Source organism: Amycolatopsis echigonensis (genome assembly GCF_002846615.1).
Lineage (GTDB): Bacteria > Actinomycetota > Actinomycetes > Mycobacteriales > Pseudonocardiaceae > Amycolatopsis > Amycolatopsis echigonensis.
Window position 1 is genome coordinate 1559272 of record NZ_PJMY01000003.1, and the last position, 22468, is coordinate 1581739.

Consider the following 22468-nt stretch of genomic DNA (forward strand, 5'->3'; position numbering starts at 1 on the left):
GGTCCGTTTCGCGGTGTCAACCCGCTCGGCCCCGGCTCCTGGTCGGTGAGGCTTTCGGCCCCGCCGGCCCGGTGTTCCTGGCGACGAAGAGAAGATTACATGCCTTCCAACCCCCCGAAAACAGGGGGGTCACTTAACGGCATCGACCCTGGTCAGAGGGTTCACAGCGGGTCATTTCGACCGGTTTGCGGGCCGCCCGCCGCGCTCGCCGGGGCCTCCGGCGGGCCTCGCGTGACCCAGGTCTCCCCCGGCGAACGAGCCGTCCGCTGCCGAAGCCCCGAGCGCCCGGCCCAATCCAGCAGGTCAGCGCACTGCCGACCATCCAGGCCCACCGCGACCGGCACTGGGCACCGAGCCGAGCGGAAACGAAAGCCGCCGGTCAGCGCCCTGCACGGACCGGCGGCCCACAAACCTTCACCCGCTCCGGGCAACCCCGAAAGGCTTACCCGGGCAACCGCGGCAGATACCGGGGTGGAACCCGCACCGGCGCGACCCGCATGTAGTCCGCGGCCAGCGCGAGCATCTTCCCGTCGCTCCACTGTCCGCCCATGAACGAAATCCCCACCGGCAGCGGTCCGACCGAACCCGCCGGGACGGTGACATCCGGGTAGCCCGCCACCGCGGCCGGCGTCGAGGACGGGATCACGTCGTTGTCGCCCACAGCGCAGTCCGTCTTCCAGGCGGGCGGGTTCGTCGGCGAGGCGATGGCGTCCAGGTCGTACTTCGCGAGGGTCTCGTCCAGCGACCGGCGCGACAGGTCGGTCAGCTCGGCCCGGTTCTTCAGGTAGGTCGGATCGTTCGGTCCGGGGGCGGCGAGCGCCTGCTCGAACAACTCCTGCCCAGCGAAGCAGGTGCGCTCCAGCGGGTCGGCGCGGTTGTACGCGATGAGGTCCGCCAGGTTCCGCGGACCGGTGGGACGCGTGGCGAGGTAGGCGTCGATGTCGCGGTGGAACTCGGTCAGCAGCGCCGGGAACTCCAGTTCGGAGAGCCGGTCCTGGTACGGCAGCGTCACCTCGACGACCGTCGCGCCGGCGCGTTCCAGCGAAGCCTTCGTCTTGCTGACCACGGCGTCCGTGTCCGGGCCGAGCACCGGCAGCCGCCACAGGCCGATCCGGGCGCCGCGCAGGACGCCGGGGCGCAGGAGTTTCGCGTAGTCGGTCGGCTGGGTGGACGGATAGTGCAGGGTGGCCGGGTCGGACGGGTCGCGTCCCTGCAGGACCGAGAGCGTCAACGCGGTGTCGACGACGTTGCGCGCGATGGGTCCCGCCGTGTCCTGTTCCGCGGAGATCGGCACGACGCCGGTGCGGCTGACGAGCCCGAGGCTCGGCTTGTGGCCGACGGTCGCGGTCATCCCCGCCGGGCACACGATCGACCCGTCGGTCTCGCTGCCGATCGCGACCTGCGCGAGCGACGCGGCGACGCCTGCCGCGGATCCGGCGGACGAACCGCACGGGTTGTGGTCCAGCACGTACGGGTTGTTGGTCTGCCCGCCGACGCCGGACCAGCCGGAAGTCGGCTTCGCGGCGCGGAAGTTGGCCCATTCCGAAAGGTTCGCCTTGCCGAGGATCACCGCACCGGCGTCGCGCAACCGGGTGATCAGCGTGGCGTCCTTGGCCGGGCGGCTCCGCAGCGCGCGCGAACCGGCGGTGGTCTGCTGGTCCTGGGTGTCGACGTTGTCCTTGACCAGCACCGGGATCCCGTCGAGCGGACCGCGGGTGCGGCCGGTCCGGTGCCGGACGTCGCTGGCCGCGGCTTGTGCGAGCGCGGCCGGGTTGAGTGCGAGGACGGCGTTGACCTTCGGGTCCAGCACGCGGATCCGGGCGAGGTACGCGCTGGTCAGCCGAGTCGCGGTGAGCTCCCCAGCCGCCATCCGGCGCTGCAGAGACGGGATGTCGGCGCGGTCGAGGTCGAAGGGCAGCCCGGCCGCGTCGATCTCGGGTTCAGCCGCCACCGCGACCGCCGGCGGCGCGGTGGCCAAGCCCGCCGCCGCGACCAGTGCGGCGAGTGCGGCGGGCAGTCTTTTTCCCATGGTCCGATGCCTCCCCCACGTCGGAGCACGGCCCGGGAACCGCGTCAGAGCATCGGCAACAAGGTCCGGAGCTCGTACGGAGTGACCGCGCTCCGGTAGTTGTCCCACTCGACCCGCTTGTTGCGCAAGAAGAAGTCGTAAACGTGCTCGCCGAGCGCTTCCGGCAGCAGCTCCGATTTCTCCATCTCGGCGAGCGCCTCGCCGAGGTTCTGCGGCAACTGCGAGTAGCCGGCGGCACGGCGTTCGGAGTCCGACAGCTGCCAGATGTTGTCCTCGGCGGGCGGCGGCAGCTCGTAACCCTTTTCGATGCCCTTCAGCCCCGCGGCCAGTATCACCGAGTAGGCCAGGTACGGGTTGCACGCGGAATCGAGCGTCCGGATCTCCACCCGCCGCGACGACGCCTTGCCCGGCGAGTACATCGGCACCCGCACGAGCGCCGAGCGGTTCGCCCTCCCCCACGACACCGTCGTCGGGGCCTCGCTGCCGCTGATCAGCCGTTTGTAGGAATTGACCCACTGATTGGTGACGGCGGAGATTTCCTTGGCGTAGTGCAGGACCCCGGCCACGAACGCCTTGCCGGTCTCGGAGAGCTCGTGCGGGTCCTCGGCGTCGTAGAACGCGTTGCGATCGCCTTCGAACAGGCTCACGTGGGTGTGCATGCCCGAGCCGGGCTGGTCGGTGAACGGCTTCGGCATGAAGGTCGCGCGCACGCCCTGGGTCAGCGCGACCTCCTTGACGACGTAACGGAACGTCATCACGTTGTCGGCCATGGTGAGGGCGTCGGCGTAGCGAAGGTCAATTTCCTGCTGGCCCGGGGCGCCCTCGTGATGACTGAACTCGACCGAGATGCCCATCGCCTCGAGGGTCTCGATGGCGTGGCGGCGGAAGTGCGTCGCGGTGGCGTGGCTGGCCTGGTCGAAGTAGCCGCCGTTGTCCGCGGGCTCGGGCTCGCTGCCGTCCTCGGGGAGGTTGGCGAGCAGGAAGAACTCGATCTCCGGGTGCACGTAGCAGGTGAACCCGGCTTCGCTGGCCTTCGAGAGCTGGCGGCGCAGCACGTGCCGCGGGTCGGCCCAGGACGGCGAACCGTCGGGCATCGCGATGTCGCAGAACATCCGCGCGGAGTACGGGCCGCCGTCGGGCGTCTCCCACGGCAGCACCTGGAACGTGGACGGGTCGGGCTTGGCGACCATGTCCGACTCGTAGACGCGCGCGAAGCCCTCGATGGCCGAGCCGTCGAACCCGATGCCCTCGCTGAACGCGCCCTCCAGTTCGGCGGGCGCGACCGCGACCGACTTCAGGAACCCCAGCACGTCGGTGAACCACAGGCGGACGAAACGGATGTCGCGCTCTTCCAAAGTGCGGAGCACGAATTCCTGCTGGCGATCCATGGCCGAACCCTAACCAGCACGTGTTAACGCCATGTTTCACGGGGTCACCCACATCGGAGACGGGCTCACGCCGCTTGCACGAGCTGCGTTTTCCTGGACCGGGTGATCGACAGCGACGCGACCGAGGCGATGACCGCGAGCCCGGCGGCGACGTACCAGGCGACCGCGTAGTCCCCGAGCTGGTCACGCACCGCGCCGGCGGCGGAGGCGGCGAACGCCGCGCCCAGCTGGTGGCAGGCGAAGACCCAGCCGAACACGATCGGACCGGCCTCCCCGAAAGAGCGAATGCAGAGCGCGACCGTCGGCGGAACCGTCGCCACCCAGTCGAGGCCGTAGAAGAGGATGAACGCCCACATGCTCGGCTGCACCGAATTCGTGAACAGCTGCGGCAACAGGGCGAGCGAAACTCCCCGCAACGCGTAATAGACGCCGAGCAGGATCCGCGGGTCGACACGGTCGGTGAGCCATCCCGACGCGATGGTTCCCACCACGTCGAAGACGCCGACCAGCGCGAGCAGGCTCGCGGCGGTCGTCTGCGGCATGCCGTGGTCGTGCGCGGCCGGGACGAAGTGCGTGCTGACCAACCCGTTCGTGGTCGCCCCGCAGATGGCGAACCCGACGGCGAGTAGCCAGAACGTCCGGGTGCGCGCGGCCTGGAACAGCACGGTCAGCCCTCGGCGGACAGTGCCGACCTTCGGTGCCGGGCGTTCGACTTCGGTGCCTTCAGGCGCTCCGTACGCGACGGTGCCGATGTCGGCGGGGTGGTCGCGTACGGCCAACAGCACGACCGGGACCACCGCGAGAGCCGCGATGGCGATGACCATCGACGCCGTCCGCCAGCCGTCGTCCACTGCGAGCGACGCGATCAACGGCAGGAAGATCAGCTGTCCCGTCGCCCCGGCGGCGGTCAGCACGCCGGTGACGACGCCTCGGTGGCGCACGAACCAGCGCGTCGCGACCATCGCGGCGAAGCTCATCGCCATCGAACCGGTGCCGAGGCCGACGAGCACGCCCCAGCAGAGGATCAACTGCCAGCTGCTGCTCATGAAGACGGTTCCGCCCGCGCCGAGAGCGACGACGCACAGCGCGGTAGCCGCGACCCGGCAGATACCGAACCGCTCCATCAGCGCGGCGGCGAAGGGCGCGAAGAGGCCGTACAGGACGAGGTTGACCGAGACGGCGGACCCGATCGTGGCGCGGGACCAGCCGAACTCTTCGTGCAACGGATCGATCAGAACACCCGGCGCGGCGCGGAAGCCGGCGGCGGCGAGGAGGGCGACGAACGCGGCCGCCGCGACGAACCAGGCGCGGTGCAGGCGGCGGGCGGGACGAGTCTCAACGGTCACGAGAAGTCAGTCTGGTGCGCCGGGGGCGTCGTCGACAGTGGCCGGAAGGACACTATCCGAAAGGATCGGGCCAGCCGAGTAGGCTCTCGGCCATGCTCAGCCGACGTGTCCTGCCGGCGCTGCTGCTCCTCGGGCTGGTCGGCGGTTGCACCGCGGCACCCCCCTTGCCCGCGGCGGACGGATTGCTCGCGGCCGCCAAGTCAAATTTCGCGAAAGTCACCAGCCTGCATTTCTCGGTTGGCGTCAACGGGGTCCTGCCCGGCCTGCCGATGACCAAGCTCGTCGGCAACGCGACCCTCCAGAGCGGTGGGCAGGCGAGCGGCAGCGCGGAATTCACCGATCGGTCGTTCTCGTTCACCGTCTCCGGGCACATCGCGACCGCGAAGGACGCGAAGGGTCGCGAAACGAGCGGCCCCACACCCTTCACGGTCGACCGGTTCCTCGGCCCGCACGGCGGCCTGATTCGCCTCCTCGACTCGCTCCAGCAGCCGAAAACCGAAATCCGCGAGACGATCCAGCACATCGACGGCTACCGCGTCGGCGGAACCGTGCCCCAGGCGGTTGCGGCGAAGCTCGTGCCGCAGATCCACGCCGACGTGAACGTGAAGATCTGGGTGACGGTGGCGGAACCGCGTCGCTTCGCCCGGATGTGGCTGCAGGTCCCGCCAGCGACGAATCGCGACAGCCCGGTGATGTACGAGGTGCTGTTGACCGACCAGCAGCCTTAGCAGTTGCCGTCCCTCGTCGCGGCGGTGACGAGGTAGGCCGTTGCTGCTTTGTCGACACAGGCGTACGTCGTCGACAGTCAGCAGCGGCGTTGAGGCCTTTCGCGTGCAGCCGAGGTACGAATTGCGAGCGTCGGTTGCTGGCTCGCGCAAGCCGTAGCAGCGAGCGTCGTCGCCACGGCACCTGTCGCGAGCCAGCGCAACCTCAGCTGGCCTTACAGCGAGTGCCGTCCGGAGGCGTCGTGCCGTCGATCAGGTAAGCGGTCCCCACCTTGTCGACGCACGCGTTGCCCTGCAGGAACACCGTGTGCTGCGTTCCCTCGAAGGTGAGCAGCGAGCCCTTCAGCGCCTTCGCCAGGTTCACGCCCGCCTGGTACGGCGTCGCGGGGTCGTTCGTCGTCGAGATCGTCAGGGTTTTCGGCAGGCCTTCGACGTTCGGCTCATGCGGCTTCGACGTGTTCGGCACTGGCCAGAACGCGCACGCGTCGCGGGCGGAGCTGGGTTGACGGCCGTCGTCGAGGAAGGGCGCGGCCTTTACGTATTTCTCCTGGCCTTCGAGGATCTGCTTCGGATCGGTGACTCGCGGGTCGTCGACGCAACGGATCGCCATGAAGGCGTCCTGCGTGGTGCCGTAGGTGCCGTCCGGATTGCGCTCGTTGTAGATGTCGGCCAGCTTCTCCAGCGTGGAACCGCGGCCCAGTTTCAGCTCGTTCAGCCCGGTATTCAGGTACTCCCAGAGGTTCTGCTGGTAGAGAGCCTGGATGGCACCGGTGGTGGCGTCTTCGTAGGACAGCTTGCGGCCGTCGCCGACAGGCACCGGGAAGTCGATTAGCCGGCGCGTGAGGTCTTGGAACTGCTTCGTCGCCGCGGCCGGGTCATGGCCGAGCGCGCAGTCTTGACGCGCCGCGCACCACTTCGTGAACTCGTTGAACGCGCCGCCGAAGCCTTGGCCCTGCGCGACGAGCGAGTCTTCCGGACTCTGCGTCGGGTCGACGGCGCCGTCGAGAACGAGCGCGCGCACGTTCTTCGGGAAGGCCTCCGCGTACGTGGAGCCGATGCGCGTTCCGTACGAGTAACCGAGGTACGTGAGCTTCTCGTCGCCGAGGACGCTTCGCAGCACGTCCATGTCCTTAACGACGTCGCGCGTGCCGATGTGTTCGAGCATGTCGTCGCCGTACTTCGTCCGCTGTGCGCACTTCGCGGCGAAGTCCTTCTGCTCCGATTCCTGCTTCGCGACGCCCGCGGGAGAACCGTCGGTCTCGCTGTCGTCGGCGCGTTCGGCGTCGCGCTCGGGTCCGGTCAGGCATTGGATCTGCGGTTCGCTCGCCCCGATCCCGCGCGGATCGAAGCCGACGAGGTCGAACCGGTTGCCGAGTTCGGACTTCGAGACCTGGTCGAGCAGGCCCGCCGCGGCGACCATGCCCGAAGCGCCCGGTCCGCCCGGGTTCACCACGAGCGAACCGATTTTCTTGCCCGGGTCGCTCGCGCGGTGCCGCAGCACGCCGATGGTGATCGTCTGCCCGTCCGGTTTGTCATAATCCAGCGGAACCGTGAGGCGTCCGCATTCGATTCCTTGCGCCTTGAAGGCCGACCGGGCGTCGTCCGAGGTCGCGTAGGGTGCACACGCGGACCAGGTCATGCCCTGCCCGTAGAACCGCGCCAGTCTGGCGGGCACCGGGCCCACCGGCGCGTGCGATTCGACCGTCGGCGCGGGCGCGGCCTGGTCGGGCTGGGACGAGCACGCCGCGAGCGTGGTCGCGAGCAGGCCGGCAGCCGCTAACGCGACTTTCGGATGGGCTTTCGGGCTGGCGCTGGGATGACGGGACACGGTTTGATCGTGCCATCCGGGCGCGGAACTCGAACGCACCGTCGGCGCGTTGGGCAGTGCGGGTGCGACCGGAGACACATCGACACGAGGAGACCAGGGGTGGCACTGATCAGCCGAGTGGGCAAGCGGCTCCGCCGGATCATCCAGCGGCCGGGCAGCGTCGAGCTGACCCGCTACGAAGCGCTGCTGCCCGCCGTCGAGAAGCTCGAACCGGAGCTGGAGAAGCTCGACGACGCCGAACTCACCGAGCGCGCGGGCAAGCTGCGGGACGCCATCGGCGGGGCCGCCTCGTTCACCGACAGCCAGCTGATCGAGATCTGCGCGCTCGGCCGCGAGGCCGCCCGGCGGACGCTCGGCGAGCGGGCCTTCGACGTGCAGTTGCTCGGCACCATGGGCCTGCTGACCGGCCACGTCGTGCAGATGGAGACCGGCGAGGGCAAGACGCTCGCCGGCGCGCTGGCCGCCGCCGGGTACGCGCTGCGCGGCCGCCGCGTGCACGTGGTGACGGTCAACGACTACCTCGCCCGCCGCGACGCGGAGTGGATGGGCCCGGTGTACGACCTGCTCGGCGTCACCGTCGGCTGGGTCGAACCGGCGCATTCCAAGGAGGAGCGCAAGGAGGCCTACGGCAAGGAGGTCACCTACGGCGCGGTGGCCGAAATCGGCTTCGACGTGCTGCGCGACCGTCTGGTCACGCACCCCGACGACCTGGTGCAGAAGGCCCCCGAGGTGGCGATCGTCGACGAGGCCGACTCGGTGCTGGTCGACGAGGCGCGCGTGCCGCTGGTCATGGCCGGTTCGATCGACCACAACGACGCCGACGAGGAGGTCGCCAAGATCGTCCGGCGGCTGCGGCTCGGCCTGCACTACGAGACCGACTCCGAGGGCCGCAACGCGTGGCTGACGAGCGCGGGAGCGTCGGTCGTCGAGAAGTCGCTCGGCGGCGTCGATCTGTACGACGAGTCCGGTTCGGACCGGCTCGCCGCGGTGAACGTCGCGCTGCACGCGCACGCCCTGCTCACCCGGGACGTCGACTACCTGGTCCGCGACGGCAAGGTCCAGCTGATCAACGCCGCCCGCGGCCGCGTCGCCGAACTGCAGCGCTGGCCGGACGGCCTCCAGGCCGCGGTCGAGGCGAAGGAGCAGGTCACGGCCACCGACCGGGGCGAGATCCTCGACTCGATCACCGTGCAGGCGCTGCTCGCGCGGTATCCCGAGGTCGCGGGCATGACCGGTACCGCGGTGGCGGTCGCCGAGCAGCTGCGCGAGTTCTACAAGCTCGAGGTCGCGGTCATCCCGCCGAACACCCCGAACGTCCGCGAGGACCTGCCAGACCGCGTCTTCGCCTCGCCGTCGCAGAAACTGCGCGCGATCGAAGAGGAGATCCGCACGGTGCACGAGACCGGGCGGCCGATTCTCGTCGGCACGCAGGACGTCGCCGAGTCCGAGGAACTGGCGGAGAAACTGGCGAAGGCCGACCTGCCGTGCGTCGTGCTGAACGCGCGCAACGACGCCGAAGAGGCCGCGATCATCGCCGAGGCGGGCAAGAAGGGCGCGGTCACCGTGTCCACGCAGATGGCCGGCCGCGGCACCGACATCCGGCTCGGCGGCAGCGACGGCGCGAGCCGCGAAGAGGTCGCCGAGCTGGGCGGCCTGCACGTGATCGGCACCGCGCGGTATCCGTCGAGCCGGCTCGACGGGCAGCTGCGCGGCCGGTCCGGACGGCAGGGCGACCCGGGCAGCGCGATCTTCTTCGCGAGCCTCAACGACGACCTCGTGCTGTCGAACGCGCCGGACCTGCCGGACGGCATCGACGCCGACCCAGAGACCGGCGAGATCACCGACCCGGCCGCGCACCGGCAGCTCAACCACGCCCAGCGCGTCGCCGAGGGAGTCGACCTCGAGATCCACCGCAACACCTGGCGCTACACCCGGCTGATCGAGCGGCAGCGCGCGGAGCTGCTGGAACACCGGGACAAGGTGCTGCACACCGGGCTCGCGGCCGAGGAACTGGAGAAGGCGCAGCCGGAGAAGTTCGCCGAGCTGAAGGAAAAGCTGGACGACGACGAGCGGCTCGAGCAGGTGTGCCGCGAGGTCCGGCTGTTCCACCTCGACCAGCTGTGGTCGGACCACCTGGCGTACCTCACCGACGTGCGCGAAAGCATCCACCTGCGCGCGTTGGCCCGCGAGACCCCGCTGGACGAGTTCCACCGCGCGGCGATCCCGGAGTTCCACAAGATCATCGCCGAATCCGCCTCGCGCGCGGCGAAGACGCTCGAGGAAGCCGAGATCACCGACAACGGCCTCGATCTCGAGGAGGTCGGCGTGCGGCGGGCGAACACGACGTGGACGTACCTGGTGCACGACAACCCGTTCGACTCGGACTTCGAGCAGACGGTCAAGAAGGTGCGCAGCATGATGCGGATGAAGAAGTCCTGATTCCTGGTTCCTGGTCCGGAGGGCTCCTCGCCGCGGGTGAGGGGCCCTTCGCCGTTCTCTGGCTCACCTCCGCGTAGTTTCTGTCGGTGCGGTGGGACAGAATGGCGGCATGCCGCAACTGCGCATCGCACTGGCCCAGGTCAACACCACCGTCGGCGACATCGACGGGAACACCGCGCTCACCGTCGAGTGGACCCGCAAGGCCGCCGAGGCGGGCGCGCACGTCGTCGTGTTCCCGGAGATGTCCCAGACCGGTTACCCGGTCGAAGACCTCACGCTCCGGCGCACGTTCGCCGAAGCGTCCCGGCGCTCGGTGACCGAACTGGCGCGCCGGCTCGACGAGGCGGGTTGCGGCGAGGTGCTCGCGTACGTCGGCTACCTCGACCACGACGAGGTCGGCCCGCGCGACGCCGCGGCGGCTCTCTACCGCGGCGAGGTCGTGGCCCGGCAGTTCAAGCACCACCTGCCGAACTACGGCGTGTTCGACGAGCACCGGTATTTCAAACCGGGCACCGAACTCGAGGTGCTGCGGCTGCACGGCGTCGACATCGGCATGGTGATCTGCGAGGACATCTGGCAGGACGGCGGTCCGATCTCCGCGCTGGGCAAGGCCGGGGTCGACCTGGTGGTCGCGCCGAACGCGTCGCCGTACGAACGGTCGAAGGACGAGCAGCGGCTGCCGCTGATCGCCCGCCGGGCCGCCGAGGCGGGCGCGCCGCTGGTGTACACGAACCAGATCGGTGGGCAGGACGATCTGGTCTTCGACGGCGATTCCCTGGTGGTCGGTGCGGACGGGACGCTGCTCGCGCGGGCGCCTCAGTTCGTGGAGCACCTGCTGGTGCTGGACCTGGACCTGCCTGTCGCCAGTGCGGCCGCCTCGGGCTCGTTCGACGGGCTGGAAGTGCACCGGCGAGTGCTGACCGATTCGCCGCTGCCCGCGTACGAGCCGCTTACCCCGACGATCAGCGAACCGCTGTCGGACGAGGCCGAGGTGTGGTCGGCGCTGGTCGTCGGACTGCGCGATTACGTGCACAAGAACGGCTTCTCGACGGTCACGTTCGGCTTCTCCGGCGGAATCGACTCGGCGGTGTGCGCGGCGCTCGCTGCCGACGCGCTTGGCGGCGACAACGTGTACGGCGTTTCGATGCCGTCGAAGTACTCGTCGTCGCACTCGCGGGACGACGCTTCGGACTTGGCGGAGCGCATCGGTGCCCACTACCGGGTCGAGCCGATCGGCGACATGGTCGATATTTATGTCAACCAGCTGCAGCTGACCGGGCTCGCGGAGGAGAACATCCAGGCGCGGGTGCGCGGGATGCTGCTGATGGCTCTGTCCAATCTGGACGGACACCTGGTGCTGGCGACCGGCAACAAGACGGAACTGGCCGTCGGCTACTCGACTATTTACGGGGATGCGGTCGGAGCGTTCGCGCCGATCAAGGACTTGTTCAAGACGCACGTGTGGCAGTTGGCGCGGTGGCGGAACGAGGAAGCGGCCAAGCGCGGCGAAACGCCGCCGATCCCGGAAAACTCGATCACGAAACCGCCGTCGGCGGAGCTGCGCCCGGACCAGAAGGACTCGGATTCGCTGCCGGACTACGAACTGCTGGACGATGTCCTGGACGATTACGTCGAGAACGACCGCGGCTACGTCGACTTGATCGAGGCGGGGTTCGATCCGGAGACGATCGACCGGGTGGTGCGGATGGTCGACCGGGCGGAATACAAGCGGCGGCAGTACCCGCCGGGCACGAAGATCACGTTCAAGGCCTTCGGCCGAGACCGGCGGCTTCCGATGACCAACGGGTGGCGAGAACGGAAGTCCTGAGCGGGGTTTTCGGCTCGGCTGGTTGAGTCTCGGGCCGCGGACGGCCGGGGGTGGCTGGCTCGGATGGCTGGGGCTCGGGCGCTTCGCCGCGTTGCCGACTCGCCGCGCGCCGGCCGACTGGGTTCCGGCGCGGTCAGCCGCCCCGCTCGGCGTGGTGTTCGGACGGCCGAGTCTCGAGCACTTCACCGAGCTGCCGAACGCTAGGTTGACCGGATTTTGGCGCGGTCGGCAGAAACACTCGACGCGGTCGCTCGGACGGCCGGGCCACGGGCACTTCGCCGAGTTGCTGCGCTGGGCTACTGGGTTTCGGCGCGGTCGGCAGGAACACCCGACGCGGTCGCTCGGACGGCCGGGCCACGGGCACTTCGCCGAGTTGCTGCGCTGGGCTACTGGATGTCGGTGCGGTCGGAGCAACACCCGACGCGGTCGTCCGGACAGCCGAATAACGGGGCACTCCGCCGCATAACCGCGCTAGCGGACCGGACGTCGGCACGGTTCGGCAGCAACATTCGACGCGGTTGTTCGGACGGCCGGATCGCGGGCCTCCGCCGAGTTGCCGTGCGCTTGGGCTACTGGGTTTCGGCGCGGTCGGCAGGAACACTCGACGTGGTCGTTCGGACGGCCGAGTTTCGGCGCACTCCCCCTCGGGGCATAGCGCACGACGCTGTCCCGCGTGGTTGGCGGTGTTGCCAAGCGCGGTTGTCCGTGGCCACCGAAAGCTGGACGGCTTCGTGCCATGGGGCGAGCGTCGGAGACGGCGTGCTGGATTTCTGACGGTGGCCGGGTTCCGCACTTGGTCGACTGGGCTTCGGACGCGGTTGCTTGAGGCTTGTCTTCGGGCGGGATTTCGATCGAAAGCTCCGGGTTCGGGCTCCCCCTGCTTCAGTCGACCGGGTTCGGTGTGGCTTCAGGGTCGTGTCGTTTTCTCGCCAGTTTCTGTCGGTACCGGGTCGTACGCTGGCGGTATGACGGTTGGGTACACGGTGTTCGACACCCCGATCGGGGCGTGCGGCCTCGCCTGGCGGGACGGTGCGGTGATCGGAACCGCATTGCCGGGGAGCAGTGCTGAGCGGACACGCGCGCACCTCGCGAAACGCTTCCCTGACGCGGTGGAATCGCCGGTGCCGGAGGAACTGCGCGTGGTGGTGGACGATGTCGTCGCGCTGCTGTCGGGAGAGGCTCGCGATTTGCGTACGGCTCCGCTGGACTACCGAGATGTGCCGGAGTTCAACCGGCGCGCGTACGACGTCGCGCGTGCTATCCCGCCGGGGAAGGTGCTGACGTACGGGAATATCGCGCATCAGTTGGGTGCGCCGGGCTCCGCGCAGGCTGTCGGGCAGGCGATGGGGAACAACCCGTTTCCGATCATCGTGCCGTGCCATCGGGTTTTGGGCGCGGGCAAGAGCACTGGCGGCTTTTCGGCACCGGGCGGAGTCGAGACCAAACGGCGGATGTTGGTGATCGAAGGAGCGATCCCGGAGGAGCCGACGCTGTTCTGAGTGGTTGGCTCCGGAAACCGGTGCGCCTCTTGCTCTCGCAAGGCAACGCCTGGGGCTGCCGGAAGGTTTGGCGCGCTCGGCTGGATTCCAGCGACACCCCCAGTGCCGCTGGACGCCAGCCGTGCGCACCAATTTGTCGAGCAGAGGACGTAGGCGGCCGAAACTGCCCAGTCGTCAGCTTGCTGGTCCCGGCAGTCTGGTCGCTGTCAGTCAGCCGATGACCTCAACGTCCGCATTCAGCCCGGCCGCTCAGCCGCGCTCACCAGTCAGGCCAGCGGCGCGGCACGGCCGCCAGCATCCGACCTGAACGGGCCAACCGGTTTGACTCACCGATCCGAGCCAGCCGAATACCCCTGCCGCCTAATTCCGCTCACCAGTCCCCTTTCCCAGACCAGCCCGGCCAGATCGCCTGGCTCGGCGAGCTTCGACATAACGGCGGCAGGCAGGCGAAGTCGACCGAGAGCCGCTCCAACTCTCAGCTCAAGTGGGCCCAGCCAATTGACCACTGCAGCCCGCCGACCCAGCCATTCCAGTCCAGCCGTCGGCGAACCAGGTCAGCAGTCCGGCCGACAGCGAACCGGCCGGAAGAGCCGGGTCCGGACGGCTCTGGTCGGCCGGTGCGATCAGGCCCGGTGCAGGAGTCGGCTCATTCCGCCGGTTTCCAGGGCTTCAGCCAGTTCGTCTCCGGCCAGCCTTCTGCCGCGGCTTGGAGGGGCATGGCGGTGGCGCCGTCGATGGACTCGCGGACGATGTCGGCGTGACCGGCGTGCCGGGCGGTTTCCTCGATCAGGTGCAGCAGCACCCAGCGGACGGACCAGGCCGGCACGTCGTGCGGGTACCAGGGGACGTCCTTCGGGATCGGGACCTCCTGGTTCAGGTCCTCGATCCCGGCGATGACCTCTTCGGTTCTGGCGGCGACTCGGTCGTAGGCGGCGATGACCGACTCCAGCGTCTCGTCCGGGCCTAGGCGGTAGTTTTCCTGGTAGGAAGCCATGCTTTCGGCGAACGGCTTGGGCTCGATTTTCAGCACCAGGTCGATCCAGCCGCTTTCGGTGGTGGACACGTGTTTCAGCAGCCCGCCTACGCTGAGGGCGCTCGCGCTGGGCACGGCGCGCGCCTGGTCGTCGGTCAGGCCGTACGCGGCGACCTTCATCGCCTGACGTTGTTGCGCGAGGAAACCGAGCAGACCGCCGCGTTCGTCGGGGGTCGGAGAGACTTTGCCAGCCATGGGGGCCTCACTTCCGGTGTCTGTTGCTCCGCAGCATCGCATCCGCCACCGACAATTTTCGGCCGCTGACCGGAACCGGAGTCTGCACGACGTACGCGCCGCCGATGACGAGCTCCACCGCGTGCACCGCCAGCTGAACCCGGGTGAACACGCCCTCCAGGTGCCCGGCCAGCATCGACACCACCATCAGCGCCCACGCGACCAGCACGATCGCCAAGCCGCCCACTGCCCACGTTCGCCAGCCCGCGGGCCACCACAACACCAGGCTCAATGCGCCGAGGGCGAAAGCCGCGTTCAGCAGATGCGGCGTCACGACGGTTTCCGGGACCCCGGCGTACACCATCAGCACGATCCCGAACGCCGACACCGACACGGACGTCAGCCGCCCGGTCCAGTGCACTGGCGCGAGCCGCATCAGGGTGGGGCCGGTGAGGAAAAAGGCCAGGCCGCCGAGCGCGGTCGAGACCTGGAAGACGGGCTGTGCGTAGAACAAATCCCAGACCGGCTGTTCGGTCGGCGACACCCCGGTCTGCATGAAAAACTCCAGCAGCCACGCGGAATATCCCGCCAAACCCAGTCCGAGCAGGACAATCGAAGCCACCCGCGCAGCACGCACTTGCCCACCCTAAGCGAATCTCTGCGACGAAGTGCCGGATGGTGTCACACCCGTGACTTACCGGAGGTTCCGGACACCATCCGCTACCGCGAACTCACGCACCGAATCCCTGGTGGAGGCTACCGGACCGTGATTGGCAGCCTGCCAATACCTGCCTCGGCACCGGGGTCGGGCTTGACCGGGTGGTGGCGGGAGGCGGGGTCGGAAGCTCAGTGGCGGTGGGGTTCCGGCGCGGCTGGTTTGCGGAGGGCGGCCGGGTGACTGCGACGGAGGCCAGCGATGTTGCGGAGGGGCACCGGCGGAAGAGTCGCGTCCGGCAAAGGGCGAACGGCTTGCCACGGAGGGCGATTCACGGCGGGACCGAGGGCTGACGGCACACGGCGGGCAGCACGCGACTGCGAGATACGGCCAGCTACGGAGGTGAAGTCGTCCACGCTAACGGCGGCTGGCAGCTGCGGACGACCGAAAGCTGCGGGCGGCGAGCAGCAGCGTCGTCCGCGGCGGAGGGAAGCTGCGAGCGGCGGGATGCTGCGGCGGGAAACCGTCTGCGGCATGGCGGCCAGAAGCTGCGGCCGGCGGGGAGCAAGTGACGGCGAGCAACGGCAGAAGTCGTCCGCGGCAGCGGCGGGAAGCCATCTGCGGCGGCCAGATACGGGCCGCGATCAGCGAGCGACGGCGGAAGTCGTCTGCAGGGACGACGGGGAGATATGCGCGGCAGCGGCCAGCTACGGGCGACAAGCAGCAAGCTACGGCAGAGGCCGCCGCAGCAGCGGCGGAAAGCCAGCCGCGCAGCGGCCAACTGCGAGCGGCCGGAAGGGGCGGCTAGTGGCCATCGGCGAGCCACGGCAGGAACTCACCAGCGAGCCGCGGGCAGGGCAGCGAGCCGCGAGCCGCGAGCCGCGAGCGAACATCTCACACCGGCCAGAGAGTCACCTTCGAACGCCCCAACCGGCGGGCGCCAGACCAGGCGGACCGGCCCCTCACCCCTGCGGGCGGACGAACGGGAACAGCACCGTCTGGCGAATCGACGTTCCGCTCAGCATCATCAGCAGCCGGTCCACTCCGAGGCCCAGCCCGCCGGTCGGGGGCATTCCGTGTTCCAGCGCCAGCAGGAAGTCCTCGTCCAGTTCCATCGCTTCGACGTCCCCGCTCGCGGCGCGCAACGACTGTGCTTCCAACCGGCGGCGCTGTTCGAGCGGGTCGGTCAGTTCCGTGTACGCGGTCCCGACTTCCGAGCCGAAGGCGATCAGGTCCCAGCGTTCTGCCAGGAGCGGGTCGGTCCGGTGCTGGCGGGTCAGCGGGGAGACCTCGGTCGGGTAGTCCGTGTAGAAGGTCGGCAGGACCGTCGAGCCCTCGACCAGGTGCTCGTGCGCTTTCAGGACCAGGTCGCCCGCGCTGGCTTCTTCCGGCGCCTGGATTCCGGCGGCGGCGCACAGTTTCCGCAGCGTGGCCACTGGGGTGTGCGAGTCGATTTCCTCGCCCAAGGCGTCCGACACGGCTTTGTGCACCGTGATCACGGGCCAGTCGCCGGAGATGTCGTGTTCGACGATGCGGCCGTCGGCGTCCGGGCGTCGCACGATCTGTGCGCCGTACGCGGCTTCGGCGGCGTACTGGATAAGGTCGCGCATCAGGTGGCGCATGGCGTTGTAGTCCGCGTACGCCTGGTACGCCTCCAGCATCGTGAATTCCGGGTTGTGCGTCGCGTCCACGCCCTCGTTGCGGAAGTTCCGGTTCAGCTCGAAAACCCGCTCGACGCCGGCTACGCACAGCCGCTTCAGGTACAGCTCCGGAGCGATGCGCAGGTACATCCGCATGTCGTACGCGTTGATGTGCGTGACGAACGGCCGCGCGTTGGCGCCGCCGTGAATCGTTTGCAGCATCGGGGTTTCGACCTCGAGGAAGTCGTCCCGGTGCAGGCGTTCCCGGACGGCGCGGACGACCGTCGAGCGCAGGCGGAGCATGTTCGCGGAGTCCGGGTTCACCGCCAGGTCCAGGTAGCGCTGACGTACGCGCGTCTCCGGGTCGGTGAGTCCCTTTCGCTTGTCCGGCAACGGGTGCAGGCACTTCGCGGTGACGGTCCATTCGTCCACGAGCACCGACAGCTCGCCGCGGCGGGAGGTGATGACCTCACCGCTCACGCCGACGTGGTCGCCCAGGTCGACGCCGGTGCGCCAGCCGGTCAGGTCGAGGACCTTCGCGTCGAGCATCAACTGCAGTTCGCCGGAGAAGTCCTTGATCCGCGCGAAGCACAGCCCGCCGAGGCTGCGCAGAGCGAGCACCCGCCCGGCCACCCGGACGTGTTTTCCGGTGTGCGAATCCGGTTCCAGCCCGGAATACGCGCGCACGATCTCGCCGAGGTGGTCCTCGCGGGAGAAGCCGACCGGGTACGGGTCCACTCCGAGTTCCCGGAGCTTGTCCACTTTGGCCACGCGCACGCGGACCTGTTCCGGACGACGCTTGGCGCGCGGCACGACCTGCGCCGCTTCCTCGTCGATCCGCCGGACCTGCGCGACGAAGTCCTCCCCCACGTTCTCCAGCCGCAGCGACCGCGCGCGCCCGGTGGGCACGAAGCCCTCCAGCGCGCCCGCGACGATGCCGACCCGCGGCAGCCGTCGCGCCGAGGAGTAGCAGAGGAACCGCGGTTCCCAGTCCGGGCCGTACTTGGCGTTCGACCGGTACAGCGATTCCAGCTGGAAGAACCGCGAAGCGACGCCGAGCACCGACCGCCACGCGCGCAGCACGGGACCGGCGCCGATGCGCTCGCCTTCGGAGAACACCGCGCGGAACATCGCGAAGTTCAGCGAGATCCGCTGCGCGCCGATGTGCTGTGCGGCCGCGACGACCTCGGCGACCATGAACTCGTTGAGCCCGTTTTCGGCGTCCCGGTCACGGCGCATCAGGTCGAGGGAGAGTCCTCGTCGGCCCCACGGCACGAACGACAACAGGCCGCGCAGTTCGCCGCGCGCGTCGTACGCCTCGACCATCACGCTGCGGCCATCGCTCGGGTCGCCGAGACGGCCGAGCGCCATCGAGAAGCCGCGTTCGGTCTCGTCCACCCGCCACTGCTGCGCGCGGGCGAGCAGTTGCGCCATCTCGTCTGCGGGGATTTCGCTGTGTCGCCGGACCTGCGCGGTGTACCCGGCGCGCTGGATCCGTTTCACCGCCTGTCGCACGGACTTCCGCTCGGGGCCGGTGAGTGTGAACTCTCGGACGTCGAGGACCGCTTCGTCGCCGATCTGCAGCGCGCGCAGCCCCGCCGCGGCGTACACCTTCGCGCCCTTCTCGCTCGCACCCAGCACGCCTGGCGTCCAGCCGTACGTACGCGCTTCGTGGAGCCACGCCTGCACCGCGTCCGGCCACGCGTCTGGGTCGCCGATCGGGTCCGCACTCGCCACTGTGGTCCCTGCGAGCACGCGGTACGTCACCGCCGCGCGACGGTTGGGCGCGAACATGACGCTCTTGTCGCGGCGCGTGGCGAAGTAGCCGAGAGAGTCGTCCTCGCCGAACTCGCCCAGGAGACGGCGCAACTCCAGTTCTTCGCCATCTGTCCGAATGCGACGGCTGCGTACGCCGCGGAAGAGCGTGTACAGCGCGGCGGTGCACACGAAGGTCGCGCCGAGGTCGAGGACCACGTCGATCCACGCCGGACCCTCGCCGATGCCGATCCGGCGCAGCTGCAGGTTCTCGCCGGTGGCGTGGTTGACCACCCAGGCGAACCGCTCCCACGCGTCGCCGAGGCTGCCCGGGAACACCTCGGTGAGCGCCCAGCCGAGCACGATCACCCCGATGAACCCGACGAACAGCACCGTGAGCCCGTTCCACCAGGCACCAGGGGCGAGCCGGGCGGGGAACGCGGGCCGCAGCGCCAGCAGGAACACGATCAGCAGGATCGAGATCGCGTCGGCGATGGCGAGCGCGCCCACCTGGGTCGGGATGTGGCGCATCTGCCGGGCGCTGAGAGTCAGCAGGTCGGGAGCCCACAGCAGCAGCGCCTGCAGGACCAGCGTGGTCACCAGTCCGGCGACCTGGAACAGCACGAGCACGTACAGCGCGGCCTTCTTGCGCCTGCGCAGCGCCGCCCCGAGCACGACGAGCAGCAGGATGATCACGAGGCTCGAACTGGTCGGCACGCTCACCACGCCGAACGCCATGTCGATGCCGTTCAGCAGGTGCCCGTGCCGTCCGCCGGAGAGCAGCAGCACGACCGAGAAAAGCGCTGCCAGCTGCACGACCGTGGCCACGAGACCGCCGGCGCGGGCCTTCCAGCCGAGGCTGCGCGGGCGGGCGCTCACTGGGGTTCCCATTGGAGCCTTTCTGTGCGGCGCAGCCGCTCCGTTGAGGGAGGTGGTGGGGCGGCAGCTGGGCTTTCTTGCGGCGCGGCCACTCCGCGGAGGGACACGCCGGACTTTCTCACCACCGGGCGCATATCGGTCCGGTGCCTATCAAGACGTCACAGGGGGCGAAACGGTTGTCGCTCCCCGGCCGTGTGAAGCTGGTCGCACGACCTTGGGGGCCTCCCGCGCGCGTGTCACGCTGTGTCCGGTACTGACTCCACGACCCGGGGACCTCCGCGAGGCCTCGAGGGAAGGACGGTCGACGACGATGTCTGCCCAGTCTGCCCAACCCGACGGCGCCGCCGGCGAGGTGGCCGCCCCTTACGGAACCGGCCCCGCGACGGGAGCCGGCACGAGCAAGCCGCGAAAAGTCCGGATTCATCATCTGCGCGAACTGAAGGACCGCGGCGAACCGTGGCCGATGCTCACCGCTTACGACATGTATACCGCCGAGCTTTTCGACGAAGCAGGCATCCCCGTGCTGCTGGTCGGCGACTCCGCGGCGAACAACGTGTTCGGCTACGACACGTCGCTGCCGGTCACCGTCGACGAGCTGCTCCCGCTGGTCCGCTCGGTCACCCGGGCGGCGAAACGGGCGCTCGTGGTGGCCGATCTGCCGTTCGGCTCCTACCAGCTTTCCCCGGAGCAGGCGCTGGCCACGTCCGTCCGGTTCATGAAGGAGGGCCGCGCGCACGCGGTCAAGCTCGAAGGCGGGCACCGGTTCGCCCCGCATGTCGAGGCGCTCACCTCGGCCGGGATCCCGGTCATGGGCCACATCGGCTTCACCCCGCAGAGCGAGCACAACCTCGGCGGCTACCGGGTGCAGGGACGCGGCGAAGCGGCGGAGAAGCTGCTCGCCGACGCGCTGGCCCTGCAGGAAGCCGGAGCGTTCGCGGTCGTGATGGAGATGGTGCCCGCCGAGGCGGCCAAGCGCGTCACGCACGAGCTGAAGATCCCGACGGTCGGCATCGGAGCCGGCCCGGACTGCGACGCCCAGGTGCTGGTCTGGCAGGACATGGCCGGGCTGCGCCGCGGCAAGGCGCCGCGGTTCGTGAAGCGGTACGCCGACGTCGCGGGGGTGCTGCAGAGTGCCGCGACGGCGTTCGCCGAGGACGTCCGGCGCGGCGAGTTCCCGGCGCCTGAGCACGCGTTCCACTGAGCTGCCTCGTGAGTGCCGGTTCGCACCGGCACTCACGAGCGGCGGAACCGTTCGGCGAGGTCCGGGTCGTTCTCCCACCACAATCCCTTCGCCGGTGCCTCGCCTGCCGCTGCCTCCTCGTCCAGTTTCTTGTCGAGCCGTTTCGCCCGTTTCTCGTCGTCGCGTGCCCACCTGATGAAGAGCGCGCCCACGAACGGCAGCCCGGCGACGTCTCCGCCGATCCACAGCACGCCCGCGCCGATGATCTGGTCGGTGCGCCGGTCCGGTCCCCAGTCGCGGTGCACCGCGTCGTAGTGCGCGGGCGCGAGCAGCGGGCCGAGCCACAGCACGAGCCCGAGCGCGCCGTCGAACACCACTTCGGTGAACGAGATCCACACCGACACCAGGTGAGAGCCGTTGCGCGGCGTCGGGTCGAGCTGCACACGGCTGTAGAAGTACAAGAAGCCGGCCAGTACGAGCGCTACGCGTACGAGACCGCCGACGACCGCTGAGTCGAGCGAAAGCTCGTACAGCGGCGTCAGGTAGATGAGAAGGAACGGTGCGATCAGCACCACGGTCACGCACAACGGGAACGTGATGAACTGCGCGAAGCGGCCACGGCCGTGCGTACGCAGCCAGTTGGCGAGCTTGGGCGGCGCGGTGCGCATCAGCAGCGTCACCGGCGCGCCCAGCGCGAGCAGCAGCGGCGTGACCATCAGCAGCACGGTGTTCTGTGTGGCGCGCACCCAGAACAGCGTCGTGTCGTACACGCCGAGGAACGAGCACGTGACGAGGACGAGCGTGGCCAGCCCGGTGAGGAATGCCGTCGTCCGCCCGGCTGCCCACTCCTGACGACGGGCCGCCGCGACGTAACCGACACCGAGGGCGAGCGCGACTAGCACGGCCGGGACGTCGAAGGTCCAGGCCGTGAAGAACGTCGATCCGCTCAGCGGCGGCAGGTCAGGCACGGTTTCGATACCTTCAAGTGTGCACCCGGCGAATTCGCGCCTTACGCCGCCCCTGACACCGCGAAGAAGATCAAGCTGCCGATTCCGGCGACCGCGCAGTAGATGGCGAAGGGGGTCAAGGTGCGCGTTTCAAAGTATTTCGTCAGAAAACGGACAGAAATGTAGGACGCCGCGAACGCCACCACGCTGCCGACCAGGGCGGGGCCGAGCGACGGCTTGTTCTCCGGCGTGAAGAGCGTCGGCATCTTCAACGCACCCGCGGCGAGGATCACCGGCGTCGCCAGCAACCAGGCGAACCGGGCCGCGTCCTCGTGGTCGAGCCCGCGCCGCAGACCGGCCACCATGGTGATGCCGGAGCGGCTGATTCCGGGCAGCAGAGCCAGGATCTGCGCCGAACCGATGAGCACGGCCTCCTTGACGCTCAGCTTCGACAGCCGGACGTCGGTGGCCTCGTCGACGGTCACCGCGCGCATCACCATCGTGTCCTCGGCGCTGAAGTCGATCGTCTCCTCCTCGCGAGAGACCGCCGTCTTGGGCTTGCGGGAGAACTTCTCCGCGGCGTAGAGCACCCCGCCGTTGAGCGCCAGGAAGATCGCCGACGGCACCGGTTTGCCCAGGACGTCGCGCAGCAGGCTCTCCAGCAGCAGCCCGGCGATCCCGACCGGGATCGTGGCGAGGACGAGCAGCCACGCGAGCCGCTGGTCTGCCGTGCGGACCTCCCGGCGGCGGATCGACGTCCACAGGCCGGTGACGATGCGCACCCAGTCGCGCCGGAAGAAGAGGATCAGCGCGATCGCGGTGGCGACGTGCATCGCCACCAGCACCGCGAGATACGGAGAGTCCTTCCCGATGCTCAGGTCGCGTCCCCAGCTTCCGCCGACGAGCGCGGGCAACAGGACGCTGTGCCCGAGACTGGACACCGGAAACAATTCCGACACGCCTTGCAAAGCGCCGACGACAATGGACTCGAGGTAGCTGACCGCGGACATTCACGAAGCCTTTCTCGCCGCAGTTCGGGCATTCCGCGGAAAGGTACCGGGGACCGGGTTAACTCCGAGCAAGCCGGGCGGGAACAGTCACAGGCGACACCTTCCGGCCACTC

14 protein-coding genes are annotated in these 22468 nt (G+C 69.1%); 5 read left to right on the forward strand and 9 right to left on the reverse strand.

What is annotated here, in order from left to right; all coding sequences use genetic code 11:
* Nucleotides 1-442 precede the first annotated feature (442 nt).
* From ATK30_RS11885 to ATK30_RS11895, 3 genes are all read right to left on the reverse strand, one after another.
* Complete coding sequence (locus tag ATK30_RS11885; protein ID WP_101435656.1) at nt 443-2029, reverse strand: amidase; 1587 nt, start codon at nt 2027-2029, stop codon at nt 443-445.
* Nucleotides 2030-2073: 44 nt separating this feature from the next.
* Nucleotides 2074-3417: a type I glutamate--ammonia ligase gene (gene glnA, locus ATK30_RS11890; protein ID WP_101435657.1), complete on the reverse strand. Its 1344-nt coding sequence runs from the start codon at nt 3415-3417 to the stop codon at nt 2074-2076.
* Between the two features lie 65 nt (nt 3418-3482).
* A complete protein-coding gene (locus ATK30_RS11895; protein ID WP_101435658.1) occupies nt 3483-4763 on the reverse strand; it encodes an MFS transporter in 1281 nt (426 codons plus the stop codon).
* Between the two features lie 92 nt (nt 4764-4855).
* Here ATK30_RS11895 and ATK30_RS11900 point away from each other — a divergent pair, with 92 nt between their 5' ends.
* Nucleotides 4856-5491: an LppX_LprAFG lipoprotein gene (locus ATK30_RS11900; RefSeq protein ID WP_101435659.1), complete on the forward strand. Its 636-nt coding sequence runs from the start codon at nt 4856-4858 to the stop codon at nt 5489-5491.
* A gap of 202 nt (nt 5492-5693) precedes the next feature.
* Here the strand turns inward: ATK30_RS11900 and ATK30_RS11905 are convergent, their stop codons facing one another.
* On the reverse strand, nt 5694-7316 hold the full coding sequence (locus ATK30_RS11905; RefSeq protein ID WP_208637327.1) for an alpha/beta hydrolase: 1623 nt from the start codon (nt 7314-7316) through the stop codon (nt 5694-5696).
* A gap of 99 nt (nt 7317-7415) precedes the next feature.
* Between ATK30_RS11905 and secA2 the strand changes: the two genes are divergently transcribed.
* From secA2 to ATK30_RS11920, 3 genes are all read left to right on the forward strand, one after another.
* Nucleotides 7416-9755, forward strand: coding sequence for an accessory Sec system translocase SecA2 (secA2, locus tag ATK30_RS11910; RefSeq protein WP_101435660.1), 2340 nt, complete (start codon nt 7416-7418; stop codon nt 9753-9755).
* A 109-nt stretch (nt 9756-9864) separates the two neighbouring features.
* Entirely contained in the window at nt 9865-11583 is a 1719-nt protein-coding gene (locus tag ATK30_RS11915; protein ID WP_101435661.1) for an NAD+ synthase, read from the forward strand.
* 965 nt (nt 11584-12548) lie between these two features.
* Nucleotides 12549-13082, forward strand: coding sequence for a methylated-DNA--[protein]-cysteine S-methyltransferase (locus ATK30_RS11920; protein WP_167441887.1), 534 nt, complete (start codon nt 12549-12551; stop codon nt 13080-13082).
* A gap of 646 nt (nt 13083-13728) precedes the next feature.
* Here the strand turns inward: ATK30_RS11920 and ATK30_RS11925 are convergent.
* The 3 genes from ATK30_RS11925 to lysX all read right to left on the reverse strand — a co-directional run bounded on the left by ATK30_RS11925 (nt 13729) and on the right by lysX (nt 19230).
* Complete coding sequence (locus ATK30_RS11925) at nt 13729-14310, reverse strand: DinB family protein (protein ID WP_101435663.1); 582 nt, start codon at nt 14308-14310, stop codon at nt 13729-13731.
* A 7-nt stretch (nt 14311-14317) separates the two neighbouring features.
* Nucleotides 14318-14926, reverse strand: a complete 609-nt coding sequence (locus tag ATK30_RS11930) for a hypothetical protein (RefSeq protein ID WP_101435664.1) — start codon at nt 14924-14926, stop codon at nt 14318-14320.
* A gap of 980 nt (nt 14927-15906) precedes the next feature.
* Complete coding sequence (gene lysX, locus ATK30_RS11935; protein WP_101435665.1) at nt 15907-19230, reverse strand: bifunctional lysylphosphatidylglycerol synthetase/lysine--tRNA ligase LysX; 3324 nt, start codon at nt 19228-19230, stop codon at nt 15907-15909.
* Nucleotides 19231-19528: 298 nt separating this feature from the next.
* Between lysX and panB the strand changes: the two genes are divergently transcribed.
* The gene (panB, locus tag ATK30_RS11940) at nt 19529-20419 is read left to right on the forward strand and encodes a 3-methyl-2-oxobutanoate hydroxymethyltransferase (protein ID WP_101435666.1); all 891 of its coding nucleotides are present in this window, start codon (nt 19529-19531) and stop codon (nt 20417-20419) included.
* Between the two features lie 32 nt (nt 20420-20451).
* Here panB and ATK30_RS11945 read toward each other — a convergent pair whose 3' ends face one another.
* Nucleotides 20452-21366 carry a cytochrome c oxidase assembly protein gene (locus tag ATK30_RS11945; RefSeq protein ID WP_244194590.1) on the reverse strand — a complete coding sequence of 305 codons (915 nt, stop codon included), beginning with the start codon at nt 21364-21366 and terminating at the stop codon, nt 20452-20454.
* 41 nt (nt 21367-21407) lie between these two features.
* A complete protein-coding gene (locus tag ATK30_RS11950) occupies nt 21408-22355 on the reverse strand; it encodes an undecaprenyl-diphosphate phosphatase (protein ID WP_101435667.1) in 948 nt (315 codons plus the stop codon).
* Nucleotides 22356-22468 lie beyond the last annotated feature (113 nt).

What these genes read in the sequence shown, in the direction of transcription:
- ATK30_RS11885 (WP_101435656.1), bottom strand. Translation starts at nt 2,029, where the DNA reads ATGGGAAAAAGACTGCCCGCCGCACTCGCCGCACTGGTCGCGGCGGCG.
- glnA (WP_101435657.1), bottom strand. Translation starts at nt 3,417, where the DNA reads ATGGATCGCCAGCAGGAATTCGTGCTCCGCACTTTGGAAGAGCGCGAC.
- ATK30_RS11900 (WP_101435659.1), top strand. Translation starts at nt 4,856, where the DNA reads ATGCTCAGCCGACGTGTCCTGCCGGCGCTGCTGCTCCTCGGGCTGGTC.
- ATK30_RS11915 (WP_101435661.1), top strand. Translation starts at nt 9,865, where the DNA reads ATGCCGCAACTGCGCATCGCACTGGCCCAGGTCAACACCACCGTCGGC.
- ATK30_RS11920 (WP_167441887.1), top strand. Translation starts at nt 12,549, where the DNA reads ATGACGGTTGGGTACACGGTGTTCGACACCCCGATCGGGGCGTGCGGC.
- ATK30_RS11925 (WP_101435663.1), bottom strand. Translation starts at nt 14,310, where the DNA reads ATGGCTGGCAAAGTCTCTCCGACCCCCGACGAACGCGGCGGTCTGCTC.
- lysX (WP_101435665.1), bottom strand. Translation starts at nt 19,230, where the DNA reads ATGGGAACCCCAGTGAGCGCCCGCCCGCGCAGCCTCGGCTGGAAGGCC.
- panB (WP_101435666.1), top strand. Translation starts at nt 19,529, where the DNA reads ATGTCTGCCCAGTCTGCCCAACCCGACGGCGCCGCCGGCGAGGTGGCC.
- ATK30_RS11950 (WP_101435667.1), bottom strand. Translation starts at nt 22,355, where the DNA reads ATGTCCGCGGTCAGCTACCTCGAGTCCATTGTCGTCGGCGCTTTGCAA.